12 protein-coding genes are annotated in these 12,778 nt (G+C 71.4%); 2 read left to right on the top strand and 10 right to left on the bottom strand.

Annotated elements, in window-relative coordinates; translation table 11 throughout:
* Window positions 1-34: 34 nt before the first annotated feature.
* From ACGHC0_RS09690 to mltG, 4 genes are read right to left on the bottom strand one after another with little or no spacing between them, the layout of a single operon-like run.
* The gene (locus ACGHC0_RS09690) at window positions 35-394 is read right to left on the bottom strand and encodes a PilZ domain-containing protein (protein ID WP_013594257.1); all 360 of its coding nucleotides are present in this window, start codon (window positions 392-394) and stop codon (window positions 35-37) included.
* A gap of 19 nt (window positions 395-413) precedes the next feature.
* Window positions 414-1,415: a DNA polymerase III subunit delta' gene (locus tag ACGHC0_RS09685; RefSeq protein ID WP_415268073.1), complete on the bottom strand. Its 1,002-nt coding sequence runs from the start codon at window positions 1,413-1,415 to the stop codon at window positions 414-416.
* Window positions 1,412-2,077, bottom strand: coding sequence for a dTMP kinase (tmk, locus tag ACGHC0_RS09680; RefSeq protein WP_415268072.1), 666 nt, complete (start codon window positions 2,075-2,077; stop codon window positions 1,412-1,414). Before tmk ends, ACGHC0_RS09685 begins: the two co-directional genes overlap by 4 nt.
* 40 nt (window positions 2,078-2,117) lie before the next feature.
* Window positions 2,118-3,152 carry an endolytic transglycosylase MltG gene (gene mltG, locus ACGHC0_RS09675; RefSeq protein ID WP_415268071.1) on the bottom strand — a complete coding sequence of 345 codons (1,035 nt, stop codon included), beginning with the start codon at window positions 3,150-3,152 and terminating at the stop codon, window positions 2,118-2,120.
* 47 nt (window positions 3,153-3,199) lie between these two features.
* On the opposite strand from mltG, the gene ACGHC0_RS09670 reads away from it, so the two are divergent.
* Window positions 3,200-4,114 carry a YgfZ/GcvT domain-containing protein gene (locus ACGHC0_RS09670; protein ID WP_415268070.1) on the top strand — a complete coding sequence of 305 codons (915 nt, stop codon included), beginning with the start codon at window positions 3,200-3,202 and terminating at the stop codon, window positions 4,112-4,114.
* A gap of 152 nt (window positions 4,115-4,266) precedes the next feature.
* Here ACGHC0_RS09670 and ACGHC0_RS09665 read toward each other — a convergent pair whose 3' ends face one another.
* The 3 genes from ACGHC0_RS09665 to ACGHC0_RS09655 form a co-directional block, all read right to left on the bottom strand.
* Window positions 4,267-5,130 (bottom strand): YbgC/FadM family acyl-CoA thioesterase, encoded by an 864-nt coding sequence (locus ACGHC0_RS09665; RefSeq protein WP_415268069.1) that lies wholly within the window; start codon window positions 5,128-5,130, stop codon window positions 4,267-4,269.
* Window positions 5,117-6,073 carry an alpha/beta hydrolase gene (locus ACGHC0_RS09660; RefSeq protein ID WP_415268398.1) on the bottom strand — a complete coding sequence of 319 codons (957 nt, stop codon included), beginning with the start codon at window positions 6,071-6,073 and terminating at the stop codon, window positions 5,117-5,119. Before ACGHC0_RS09660 ends, ACGHC0_RS09665 begins: the two co-directional genes overlap by 14 nt.
* Before the next feature lie 198 nt (window positions 6,074-6,271).
* Window positions 6,272-7,141, bottom strand: a complete 870-nt coding sequence (locus tag ACGHC0_RS09655; protein ID WP_415268068.1) for a 2-keto-4-pentenoate hydratase — start codon at window positions 7,139-7,141, stop codon at window positions 6,272-6,274.
* Window positions 7,142-7,222: 81 nt separating this feature from the next.
* Here ACGHC0_RS09655 and ACGHC0_RS09650 point away from each other — a divergent pair, with 81 nt between their 5' ends.
* Entirely contained in the window at window positions 7,223-8,359 is a 1,137-nt protein-coding gene (locus tag ACGHC0_RS09650) for an iron-containing alcohol dehydrogenase (RefSeq protein WP_415268067.1), read from the top strand.
* Between the two features lie 26 nt (window positions 8,360-8,385).
* On the opposite strand, the gene ACGHC0_RS09645 is transcribed toward ACGHC0_RS09650, so the two are convergent.
* From ACGHC0_RS09645 to ACGHC0_RS09635, 3 genes are read right to left on the bottom strand one after another with little or no spacing between them, the layout of a single operon-like run.
* The gene (locus ACGHC0_RS09645; RefSeq protein ID WP_415268066.1) at window positions 8,386-9,492 is read right to left on the bottom strand and encodes a patatin-like phospholipase family protein; all 1,107 of its coding nucleotides are present in this window, start codon (window positions 9,490-9,492) and stop codon (window positions 8,386-8,388) included.
* Window positions 9,489-10,316: an HDOD domain-containing protein gene (locus ACGHC0_RS09640; protein ID WP_415268065.1), complete on the bottom strand. Its 828-nt coding sequence runs from the start codon at window positions 10,314-10,316 to the stop codon at window positions 9,489-9,491. Before ACGHC0_RS09640 ends, ACGHC0_RS09645 begins: the two co-directional genes overlap by 4 nt.
* A gap of 49 nt (window positions 10,317-10,365) precedes the next feature.
* Window positions 10,366-12,732, bottom strand: a complete 2,367-nt coding sequence (locus ACGHC0_RS09635) for a Tex family protein (RefSeq protein WP_415268064.1) — start codon at window positions 12,730-12,732, stop codon at window positions 10,366-10,368.
* Window positions 12,733-12,778 lie beyond the last annotated feature (46 nt).

The following is a 12,778-nucleotide window of genomic DNA, read 5'->3' as shown; positions in this document are numbered from 1 at the left end:
GCGTCCCAGGGCGGCGTGGACGCGGCGGACCGGCTCAGATGGTCTGGGTGGGCCGCTCGGAGGCCAGGGCCGTGCCCAGGATCTCCTCGATGCGGGCCTTGAGCACGCGGGACTTGTCGTCCTTGGGAAACTGGATGCCGATGCCCTGCGTGCGGTTGCCGGCGGCGCGCGCCGGCGTCACCCAGGCCACGCGGCCGGCCACGGGATAGCGCTGGGTGTCTTCCGGCAGCGTGAGCAGCACGTACACGTCGTCGCCCAGGCGGTATTCACGCTGGGTCGGCACGAAGATGCCGCCTTCGGAGAAGAACGGGATGTACGCCGCGTAGAGTGCCGCCTTTTCCTTGATGGCCAGCTGCATGACGCTGGGACGGGGGGCGCTGGGAGGGGTACTCATGTGGGGGCGGGCCGGTCGTTCAATGGCGGGAGTTTAGGGCGTTTCGCGCCTGGGCAACAAGCGACTCCAGCATCAATCCCGGGTTGAAGGGATGGTCCGCGGTGCGGGCCTCCTTCGCGAGCGCGCGGGCCCAGCGGGTGAGCGGGCCGACGCCGGGCGGCGAAGGCAGGTCGGCCTCTGCGAAGTAGCGTGGCGCAGCGCCCACGCGCCGGGCGAGCAGGTCGTGGCAGAGCTTCTGCAGCGCGTCCACGGCATCGGCGGGCGACAGGTCCGACAGCGCCGTCGCGTCGCCGCGGGCCACGGCGCGCGGGATCTGCGACCAGGCCTGGGGGCTGCGCCCTCCCTGGGCGAAGGCCAGGGCATCCTCGGGCCGGCCTCCGGCCGCCCGCAGCAGGGATGCCGCGGCATCGGCCGCGACGCCCTGCCCCGCAAGCCAGGCCAGTGATTCTTCCTCGCCGGGCCACTGCATCGTGTGGCCCAGGCAGCGGCTGCGGATGGTGGGCAGCAGCTGGTGCGCGGCCTCGCTCGCCAGCACGAAGCGCACGTCGCCCACGGGCTCCTCCAGCGTCTTGAGCAGGGCGTTGGCCGTGACGGTGTTCATCTGCTCGGCCGGATAGACGAGCACGGCCTTGCCGCGTCCGCGCGCCGAAGTGCGCTGCGCGAACTGCACCGCGTCGCGCATCGCCTCGACCCGGATCTCGCGGCTGGCCTTGCGCTTCTTGTCGTCGATCTCGGCCTGCGCCTTCTCCGGCAGTGGCCACCCGCGCTCGATCATGTCGGTTTCGGGCATGAGCACGCACAGGTCGGCATGGGTGCGCACCTCGATGGCATGGCAGCTGCCGCAGTGCCCGCATGCGCCGTCCTCGGTCGGCGCCTCGCAGAGCCAGGCGCGTACCAGTTCGAGCGCGAGCGTGTACTGGCCCAGCCCGGAGGGGCCGCTGAGCAGCCAGGCATGGCCGCGCTGGGCCAGCAGCCTGCGGCGCTGGGCAGCGATCCAGGGAGACACGGCGGCCGCGCTCATGCGCCCTCCTGCGCCGCATCCAGCACGCCATGCCCGCGGAGGATGTCCATGAGCCGGGCACGCACTGCCTCGCGCGGCTGGTCGGCATCGAGCCGCGCGAAGCGGCCGGGGTCGGCCGCCGCCCGGTCGGCATAGCCCTGCGCCACGCGGCGGAAGAACTCCACGGGCTGCGCCTCGAACCGGTCCGGCGCGCGCGCGCCTTCGAGCCGCGCTGCGGCCACGTCCGGTGCCAGGTCGAACCAGAGGGTCAGGTGGGGATGGAGGACGGCATCGGAGCCTTCCTGCAGGCCCGACTGGGTGATGCGCTCGAGCTGGGCGAGCACGGCCCGGTCGAAGCCCCGCCCCGCCCCCTGGTAGGCGAACGTGGCGTCGGTGAAGCGGTCGCACAGCACGACCTCGCCGCGCACGAGGGCAGGCGCGATCACCGAGCGCAGGTGGTCGCGGCGGCCGGCGAAGACGACCAGCGACTCGGTGAGCGCGTCCATGGCCTCGTTCAGCAGCAGCGAACGCAGGGTCTCGGCCAGGGGCGTTCCCCCGGGCTCGCGGGTCACGGTGACCGTGCGGCCTTCGCGGCGCAGCGCCTCGGCCACGACCTCGATGTGGGAGGACTTGCCCGCCCCGTCGATGCCCTCGAATGTGATGAACCAACCCCGTCGCTGCATGGAAGAAAGACCTTTGTGGTGCGTGCGCTGCCGGTGCAGCTTACTGCCCCTGCGGCGCCGGCTGGCCGCGCTGATAGCGGTTCACCGCGCGGTTGTGTTCGTCGAGCGTGGGGCTGAAGTGGCTGGTGCCGTCGCCCCGCGCCACGAAATAGAGGGCCTGCGTGCGCTCGGGCTGCACGGCGGCGATGAGCGAGGCCTTGCCCGGCATCGAAATGGGCGTGGGCGGCAGGCCGGCGCGGGTGTAGGTGTTCCACGGCGTATCGGCCAGCAGGTCGCGGCGGCGCAGGTTGCCGTCGAACTTTTCGCCCATGCCGTAGATGACCGTGGGATCGGTCTGCAGCAGCATGCCCGCCTTCAGGCGGTTGACGAAGACGCCGGCGATCTGGCCGCGGTCGGAGGCGCGGCCGGTTTCCTTCTCGACGATGCTCGCGAGGATGAGGGCCTCGTCCGCGCTCTTGAGCGGCAGGTCGGCGGAGCGCTGCGCCCATGCGGCTTCCAGCCTGCGGTCCATGGCGCGCAGGGCCCGCCGCATCACCGCGAGATCGCTCGTACCCTTGGCGAAGGTGTAGGTATCGGGAAAGAAGCGCCCTTCCGGCGGCACCCCGGCGCGGCCCAGGCGCTCCATGACGGCGGCGTCGGCCAGGCCCTGAGTGTCGTGGCGCAGCGCTTCGTCGCGGTCCAGTGCGGCGCGGAACTGGCGGAAGGTCCAGCCCTCCACGAGCGTGACGGCGCGCAGTGCCTCCTCGCCGCGCACGAGTTTCTGCAGCAGGCCGAAGGGGGTGGTGCCCGGCGGGATCTCATAGTTGCCTGCCTTGATCAGCCGGTCCTTGCCCGACAGGCGGAACCACGCATAGAGCAGGCGCGGATCGGTGTCCACGCCGGCCTCCACGGCGGCCACGGCGACACCGCGCGGCGTGGTGCCGGGCTCGATCTCGAGCTCCAGCACGCCGGGGGCGCCCCCGGCCGTGGCGGCGCCCGCGGCCGCTCGCTGCGGCAACGGATGGTGGAGCCACCAGAAGCCCAGGCCGGCGGCCGCGAAGGCCACCAGCAAGATGAAAAGGAAGAAACGGCGCACGGACCGGAATGCAGAGAGGGGAAAGAGCCGGGCATGATAATTCACCCATGACGTCCCCCCTGAATGGCCTGGCCCCCCTCAACGGGCTCGGCGTGATCCGCGTGCAAGGAGAAGACGCCGCGCAATTCCTCCACGGCCAGCTCACGCAGGACTTCCTGCTGCTGCCGCCCGGGCAGGCGCGGCTGGCAGCCTTCCTCTCGGCCAAGGGCCGCATGCAGGCCAGCTTCATCGGCTGGCGCGCGGGCGATGCCGAGGTCCTGCTGGTCTGCAGCCGCGACGTGCTCGCCACGGTGCTCAAGCGCCTGTCGATGTTCGTGCTGCGCGCCAAGGCGCGCCTCAGCGATGCCACGGCCGACTTCGCGCTCTGGGGCCTGGCCGGCGATGCCGTCGCCGCGGTGGCGGGCGAGGCCCTGCCGCCCTGGAGCCGGCAGGACACCCCGCTGGGCACCGTGGTGCACCTCCATCCCGGCGCCGGGCAGCCGCGTGCCCTGCTGGCGCAACCCGCGGGCCAGCCTGCCCCGTCCGGCCCGGCCCTGGCGCCCGGCCTCTGGGAATGGGGCGAAGTGCAGAGCGGCGTGGCCACGCTGACGGCGCCCCTGGTCGAATTGTTCGTGCCGCAGATGCTCAACTACGAATCGGTGGGTGGCGTGAATTTCAAGAAGGGCTGCTATCCCGGCCAGGAGGTGGTGGCGCGCAGCCAGTTCCGCGGCACGCTCAAGCGCCGCACCTACCTGGCGCATGCCCCCGAGGCGATCGCCGTGGGTGCCGAGGTGTTCGCCGCCAGCGATGCCGAGCAGCCCTGCGGCACGGTGGTCCAGGCCGCCGCGGCACCGGGCGGCGGCTTCGATGCGCTGGTGGCCCTGCAGGTGGCCTCCACCGGTGAGGCGCTGCGCGTGGGCGGCCCGGAAGGCGTGCCCCTCGCCCTGGGTGACCTGCCCTACGCGCTGCTCGAAGACATCTGAGCATTGCCGGGCCGCCTGGATGTGCCCGCGGCCTTTCCGGTCAGAGGGCCGCGGAGCAGGCCAGGCCAGCAGACGCCGTGGAACGGGCTCCGCCCGGCCACCGGCGTCGTCCCCCTTCCCGCGCGCCAGCGCGAGAGAAGGGGAAAGCGGCGTCAGCCGCTCAGGGGGATGCCCATATTCACATGCGGAAGACCCGCCTCTTCATAGCGCTCGCCTTCCACCTCGAAGCCCGCGCGCCGGTAGAAGTTCTCGGCGGTGCACTGCGCATGCAGCGTGACCCGCCTGTCGCCCCGCGCCCGCGCGGCCTCGACCAGTGCATCCAGCACCGCCCTGCCCCACCGCTGCCCGCGCACCGCGCGGTCCACGGCCATGCGGCCGATGCGTGCCTCGCCCGGCGCCGGCTGCAGCAGCCGGCCGGTGGCCACGGGCAGCCCGATGCGGTTATAGGCCACCACATGCACCGCGCCCGCGTCCAGGGCATCAGCCTCCAGTGCCGGATCGATGCCCTGCTCTTCCACGAATACGGCCATGCGCAGGCGCATCGCATCCGGCCCCAGCGTGGCCCAGTCGCCCGTGCGCAGCTCCACCACCTCGTGGCCGGCTTCATGTGCCTCGATGAGCGCGCGCAGTGCGGCGGGGACCGGCCGGGAGGTCTGGGTGGCCGGGTCGGCGAACACATAGACCAGCTCGCCCGACACCAGCAGGCGGTCGCCCGCGAAGATGCCGGCCTCGAAGCGCAGCGAGCTGTTGCCGATGCGCGCGCAACGCAGGCCCACGTCGAGCATGTCGTCCAGCCGCGCGGAGCCGTGGTATTCGAGCGTGGCCTTCTTCACGTAGAGCTCGCCGCCGAGCGCGCGCATTCCTTCCTCGTAGGGCATGGCCAGGGCCCGCCAGTAGGCGGACATGGCGGTGTCGATGTACATCAGGTAGTGGCCATTGAAGACGATCTTCTGCATGTCCACCTCGGCCCAGCGCACGCGCAGGCGTTCGGTACAGCGGAAATCAGCGCGTCGCATCGGGCATCTCCTCGGCCAGTGACTCGGGCAGGCCGAAGGCCGCGCGCAGGGCTGCGGCGGCATGGCCGTGGGCGGTGCGCGCCTCGGGAATGGCACGCCCCATCTTGATGAATTCGTGGGTGACGCCGCGGTAGATCTCCAGGTCCACGGCGATGCCTGCGGCCCGCAGCCTGTCGGCGTAGGCAATGCCTTCGTCCACGAGCGGATCGCATTCGGCCAGGCCGACCCATGCGGGCGCCACGCCGTCCACGTCGGGCGCATGCAGCGGGGCGAAGCGCCAGTCGTCGCGCTGGGCATGGGTGACATAGTGGCTGAAGAACCAGGTGATGGCCGGCTCCTCCAGCACGAACCCGTGCGCGTAGAGCGCATGCGAGGGCGTGTCCTGGTGCGCCGTGCAGCCTGGGTAGATCAGCAGTTGCAACGCCAGCGGCAGGCCCGCATCGCGCGCCTGCAGGGCCGCCACGGCAGCCAGCGTGCCGCCGGCGCTGTCGCCGCCCACCGCGATGCGCGAGGGGTCGGCACCGATGCTGCGGCCCTCCGCGGCCAGCCAGGCGAGTGCATCCCAGGTGTCCTCCACCGCCGTGGGGAACCGGTGCTCCGGCGCGAGCCGGTAGCCCAGCGACACGACCATGCAGCCGGCGCGGCGTGCCAGTTCGCGGCACAGCGTGTCGTGCGTGTCGATGCTGCCCACGGTGAAGCCGCCACCATGCAGGTAGAGCAGCACCGGCAAGGCGCCACCCTCCGCATGCGGCGCGTACAGGCGTGCCGGCAGCGCGTGGCCGTCGCGCGCCAGGATGCGCAGCGGCTCCACCCGCGGCAGCGCGGGCCTGGGAATCTCGAGCACGCCCGCGCCCAGTTCGTAGGCGGCACGGGCCTCCTGCACGGACAGGGTTTCCAGCGGCGGACGGCGTGCGCGGTGCATGCGGTCGATCACGCTGCGCATCTGCGGCGTGAGGCGGTGCGCGTGGGGGGAGGAATTCGGAGGCGGCGAAAGAGGTGGAGCGGTCACGGGCATCACGGATCGGGGACGGACAGGGAACACGCACTGCGGCGCATCCGCCGATCATCCCCGAAACCGGTGACGGCCGCAGTGCCCTGCGCGACCGGGACCCAGGGCCCAGCCTCGACCCCTCCTTCCCTTCTATTTGAAACGCACTTCCACGGGCGCGGCGCCCGGCAGTCCGGCGAACGTGGCCGTCACCGCGAGGCCCGGCCGCGGCGACAGCAAGGCGGAGAACGAGCCCAGGCTGACGAGATCGCCCGGCTTCAGCACGGTATCCTCCTTCTGCAGCGCCCCGGCCAGCCACACCACGGCCTGCAGCGGATGGCCCAGGATGTCGCTGCCGCGGCCGCCACCGAGCCTGGCGCCCGAGCCATCCGTGAGCGTGACCGTCATCGCAGTCAGGGCGTCGAGCATGGCGTAGCGCTCGGCCCGTAGCGCCGGCACGGCAATGGGCGTGCCGGCCACGCCCAGGCGCGCGCCCACGTTGATCGCCGCCACGCCCGCCCCGTCGAGCTGGGGCGGCACCTGCACCAGCAGGTCGGGCAGTTCGATGAAGGGAATCACCTGGTCGATGGCGTCCAGCACCTCCAGCGGCGTGCGCGCATGGTTGACGGCCGCGCTCTTCACGCGGACCAGCATGTCGGCCTCATAGAGTGGCCGTGCACCGAAGGCCGCATCCACGGTACTGCCGGAGGGCAGCACCATGCCTGGATAGAGGCGGCCCCAGACGGGCTGGTCCGTGCGGAAGCGCTGCTGTACCGCCGGGTTGGTGAGGCCGGCCTTGTAGCCGACGGGCCGGCCCAGGCGCTGCTCCAGCAGCGCATTGAACTTGCCGCGGGTGCAGGCGGCATCGGCAGCGTCCATGGGCGGCGGATTGGCCGCGGGCGTGCGGGCCATGTAGTGCGCCGCGAGATCGGCCACCTGCGCATCGTCCAGGCACGCGGCCCGCGCTCCTGTAACGCAGGCGACGGCGGCCAGCGCCGCGATGAGGGTTTGCTGCAGGGGCATGGAAAGCTCCGGGGTTGTAGATTGGCGTGATCAGACCACCAATGCGCCAGGGCGCGCATCCTGGCAACCCCCATCACCACCATGGCCCTCATCCACTACATCACCCAGATCCAGATCGAATTCGGCGCAGTGCGGCTGCTTGCCCAGGAATGCGCGCGCGCGGGCATCACGCGCCCGCTCGTGGTCACCGATCCCGGCGTCAAGGCCGCCGGCGTGCTGCAGCCCGCGCTGGACGCGCTCGCCGGCCTGCCGGTGGCAGTGTTCGACCAGACGCCCGCCAACCCCACCGAAGCCGCCGTGCGCGCGGCCGTGGAGATCTACCGCGCCCATGGCTGCGACGGCCTGATCGCCGTCGGCGGCGGCTCGGCCATCGACTGCGCCAAGGGCATCGCCATCGCCGCCACGCACGACGGGCCCCTTACCCACTACGCGACCATCGAGGGCGGCTCGCCCCGCATCACGGAGCGGGTGGCGCCCCTGATCGCCGTGCCCACCACGGCGGGCACGGGCAGCGAGGTGGCGCGCGGCGCCATCCTCATCGTGGACGACCACCGCAAGCTCGGCTTCCACTCCTGGCACCTGGTGCCCAAGGCCGCCATCTGCGATCCGGCCCTGACGCTGGGCCTGCCACCCCACCTGACGGCGGCAACGGGCATGGACGCGATCGCGCACTGCATGGAAACCTTCATGTCCTCCGCCTTCAACCCGCCGGCCGACGGCATCGCGCTCGACGGCCTGGCCCGCGGCTGGGCCCACATCGAGCGCGCCACGCGCGACGGGCAGGACCGCGATGCGCGGCTGCACATGATGAGCGCGAGCATGCAGGGCGCCATGGCCTTCCAGAAGGGGCTGGGCTGCGTGCACTCGCTCAGCCACAGCCTGGGCGGCATCAACCCGCGCCTGCACCACGGTACGCTGAATGCCGTGTTCCTGCCCGCGGTGGTGCGCTTCAATGCGCAGGAAGAGGCCGTGCGCCGTGACCGCCGGCTGGAGCGCATGGCCCAGGCCATGGGCCTGGCCAGTGCGGACGACATTCCCGATGCGATCCGCGACATGAGCGCGCGCCTGGGGTTGCCGACCGGGCTGGCAGCCATGGGGGTCGGAGAAGATGTGTGGGACGGCGTGATTCGCGGCGCCATGGCCGACCACTGCCACAAGACCAATCCGCGCGAGGCCAGCGTGGACGACTACCGGGCCATGCTGGAAGCGTCGATGTAGCCGGAGCAGCCCCGGTAGAGCCCGGCCTACAGCGGCTCCACGGCATCCGGGGGACAGCCCCGGGCGAGCCATTGCGCGAACTCGTCGGCCAACTGTCGGCTGGCCGCCACCGCAGCGCTCCAGGCGCGCGCCCGGGCGGCCGTGTCGGTCCCGTAGCGCAGGAAGTCCTGGCGGTCGGGCAGCTTGCCGTCGGGCAGCGCTTCGCGCACCCAGGCCGGATCGGGCGAGAGCAGCACCATGGCGTCGAGCGCCCGGGTGGCGCGGTGTCGCCAGCGCAGCCCCTTGTCGAGCCATCCCGGCACCACCTGCTGCTGGAAGTGCGGGTACAGCACCAGGCCTGCATAGCGCAGGTGCAGGTGGTAGTCGGTGATGCCTCCGTCCCAGTACGCACCGCGCGGCGCGCCGGGAATGTCGTGCACGGCCTGCAGAACGAACGGAATCGAGCAACTCGCCTGCAGGGCCGGCAGGAAATTGCCGCCATCCAGCGCCACCTGGCGCGTGGGATAGTCGCGCCCCTCGAACGGCAACGGGGCCGGAGCACCGTCCCCTCCAGGCGACGAGAACACCACCCGCTCCAGCCACAGTCCCAGCGCGCGCCGGTGCACGGCATTCGACGCGAAGGCGCCCAGATAGCCCAGCGGCGTCGCCACGCCGTGCTCCCGTGCGAGCAGATGCCGCCCGCGGGACGCCACGATGTGCAGCCGGTAGCGCGGGTGCGACAGCACCTCCTCCACGCGCCCGCCGTAGAAGGCCTGCAGGTTCTGGCCGAACCGCTCGCTTACATGCGCCGGATCGGGCCGCTGGCGGCCCTGCGGAAGGTCGTAGGCCTGGTGGATATAGGCCTGCTCCAGCCGCTCGTACGCCTCCACCGGCCTCCCGAGGCAGGCCGTGGCCATGCGCCAGGCGCCGATCGACGCGCCGACCAGGTGGATGGGCTGCGAGCCCTGCGCGAGCCAGTCGCCGAAAAGAAAACGGTCCATCGGCCCCAGCACCAGCCCCTTGGGTCCTCCGGCCGCGGCGGGCACCACCGCCACATCCGCGGGCGACAACCCCTCCCGCGCGATGTGCCGCAGCGCCGCCGGGCCGGCATGGATGCGCAGCGCGCGCCCGGAAGCGGACCGGGGTGCCGTCACACCAGGTAGGCGCCCGCATCCACGGGCGCCGTCCAGTCGATCGGGTCCTGCTGCAGCACCATGTCGATGTCCAGGCCCAGCGGCAGGCCGACTTCCGCCGGAAAGGACACGGCCAGCTCCTTGTCCCCCCAGCCGGCTTCGCGGGCCCAGGCACGCCAGGCGGCGAGGTGCAGCACGCCGGCCAGCGGTTCATAGACGCTGTTTTCGAAGGGTGCGTGCTGGTACTGCAAGGCATCGACCACCACCTGCGGCAGCTGCCAGCGCCGGGCCATTGCCGCGCTCACGGCACCGAAGCCGTAGCCCAGCAGGCGGTGCTCCAGGACGGCGCGGCGGGGATCGAAGGTTCCGACCACGCAATCCACCGAAGCCAGCCGTTCCGGGTGACCCAGGTGGATGAGCAGTTCGCCCAGCCCGTGCAGAAGGCCTGCCGTGTAGCCCGCCATGGGGTTGTGCCGGACCACGCCCGCGAGCGAGCGCGCCATCTTGGCCGTGTGGAGGCTGTAGCGCCAGAACTGCTGCAGGTTCACGCCAGGCACCGAGCGCGAGGTGGTGCCCAGCGAGGCGGAGCCCACCAGCGCACGCACCTGGGGAATGCCGACCAGGGCCAGTGCTTCCGGCACGCCGCAGACCGCGCGCGGCATGTCGAACTCCGGCCCGTTGGCCAGCTCGAGCAGGCGTGCGGCGAGCGACGGATCGGTGCCGAAGATCTGCGTCAGCCGCCGCAGGCTCGGCTCGGCGTGCGACAGTTCGGCCATCAGCAGCGCCACCGCGCGCGGATGGCTCGGCAGCGCCACGGGGATTTCCAGCAGGGCGTTGAGTTCCATGGCGTGGGTGCGGGGCGGTCGCCCCATTATCCACGCCTGCAAACGTCTCTTACCGTTTGTGACCCTGCAGTTTCGCGAAGGCCGACGCCATGGCCGACGGGGGAGCCGGGTCGGCCGCGCGGCGCGCGGGCTGGGCATAGCCGCGACCCGCGCCCTCGAAGCGGTTCTCGCGCGGGCCGCGGCCATCCTGGTCGCGGCGCGCCGGTGCGGCATCGAGCTTCATGGTCAGGCTGATGCGCTTGCGCACCGGGTCCACCTCGAGCACCTTCACCTTCACGATGTCGCCGGTCTTCACGATCTCGCGCGCGTCCTGCACGAACTTGTGGCTGAGCTGGCTCACGTGGACCAGGCCGTCCTGGTGCACGCCCAGGTCCACGAAAGCGCCGAACTGCGCGACGTTGCTCACGGTGCCCTCGAGCACCATGCCCTCCTTCAGGTCGGCGATGTCCTCCACGCCATCGTTGAAGCGTGCCACCTTGAAGTCCGGGCGCGGATCGCGGCCGGGCTTTTCGAGTTCGGCGAGGATGTCCCGGACCGTGATCACGCCGAACTTCTCGTTGGCGAACAGTTCGGGCTTGAGCTGCTTGAGCATGTCGGCGCGGCCCATGACCTCGTTCACCGGCTTGGCCGTGTGCGCGAGGATGCGCTCCACCACCGGATAGGTTTCCGGGTGGACGCCCGTCATGTCCAGCGGGTTGTCGCCGCCGCGGATGCGCAGGAAGCCGGCAGACTGCTCGAACGTCTTCGCGCCCAGGCCCGCCACTTCCATGAGCTGGCGCCGGCTGCGGAAGGCGCCGTTGGCCTCGCGCCAGCGCACCACGGCCTTGGCCACGCTGCCCGACAGGCCGGACACGCGCGAGAGCAGCGGCGCGCTCGCGGTGTTCAGGTCCACGCCCACGGAGTTCACGCAATCCTCGACGACCGCGTCCAGCGTGCGCGCCAGTTCGCTCTGGTTCACGTCGTGCTGGTACTGGCCCACGCCGATGCTCTTCGGGTCGATCTTCACCAGCTCGGCCAGCGGGTCCTGCAGCCGGCGGGCGATGCTCGCCGCGCCGCGCAGGCTCACGTCCACGTCCGGCATTTCCTGGCTGGCGTACTCGCTGGCGGAATAGACGGAGGCACCCGCCTCGCTCACCACCACCTTCTCGAAACCGAGGTCGGCCTTGGCCACCAGCTTGAGCAGGTCCGCCGCCAGCTTGTCGGTCTCGCGGCTCGCGGTCCCGTTGCCGATGGCCACCAGCTGCACGCCGTGCTTCTGCACGAGGCGCGCCAGCGTGTGCAGCGAGCCGTCCCAGTCGCGGCGCGGCTCGTGCGGATAGACCGTGGCCGTCTCCACCAGCTTGCCGGTGGCATCCACCACCGCCACCTTCACGCCGGTGCGGATGCCCGGGTCCAGGCCCATCACCGCCCGCGGGCCCGCGGGTGCGGCCAGCAGCAGGTCGCGCAGGTTGTCCGAGAAGACCTTGATCGCCACCTTCTCGGCCTCCTCGCGCAGGCGCGAGAACAGGTCGCGCTCCGTGGACAGGCTGAGCTTCACGCGCCAGGTCCAGGCCACGCACTTGCGTATCAGGTCGTCGGCCGGCCGGCCCGCATGGCTCCAGCCCAGGTGCAGCGCGATGCGGCCCTCGGCAATGCTCGGCTTGCCGGGCTCGGGCTCCACGGGCAGCACGAGCTTGGCCTCCAGGATCTCCAGCGCCCGCCCGCGGAACACGGCCAGCGCGCGGTGCGACGGCACGCGGCCGATGGGTTCGTCGTAGTCGAAATAGTCGCGGAACTTCGCCACCTCCGGATCGGCCTCGTTCTTCGACTCCACCTTCTTGCTGCGCAGCAGGCCTTCGGTCCAGAGCCATTCCCGCATCGATTGCACCAGGGTGGCATCTTCGGCCCAGCGTTCGGAAAGGATGTCGCGCACGCCGTCCAGGACCGCCCCCACGGTGGAGAAATCGGCGCCCGGCTTGCCGTCGTCCAGCACCTCGGGCGGACGCAGGAAAGCCTGCGCCTCCACGGCCGGGTCGAGCGTCGGGTCCGCGAACAGCCGGTCGGCCAGCGGCTCGATGCCGAACTCCTTCGCGATCTGCCCTTTGGTACGGCGCTTCTGCTTGTAGGGCAGGTAGATGTCTTCCAGTTCCTGCTTGGTGGGCGCGGCGGCGATGGCGGCCCGCAGCGCATCGGTCAGCTTGCCCTGCTCGTCGATGGCCTTGAGCACCGCGGCACGGCGGTCCTCCAGCTCGCGCAGGTAGGCGAGCCGCGCCTCCAGTTCGCGCAGCTGCACATCGTCCAGGCCACCCGTGGCCTCCTTGCGGTAGCGCGCGATGAAGGGCACCGTCGCCCCGCCGTCCAGCAGATCCACGGCCGCACGGACCTGCTGTTCCCCCACCCTGATTTCCGTGGCCAGTTGCCGGATGATCTGCTGCATATCCCTTGCGAACGAACGATGAAAACTCGAAGCGGGCGAGTGTGCC

Origin of the sequence: Acidovorax sacchari, assembly GCF_042847045.1 — a bacterium.
Lineage (GTDB): Bacteria > Pseudomonadota > Gammaproteobacteria > Burkholderiales > Burkholderiaceae_C > Paracidovorax > Paracidovorax sacchari.
Note: the sequence above shows the minus strand (reverse complement) of the source record. Positions and strands in the feature narration are given on the sequence as shown.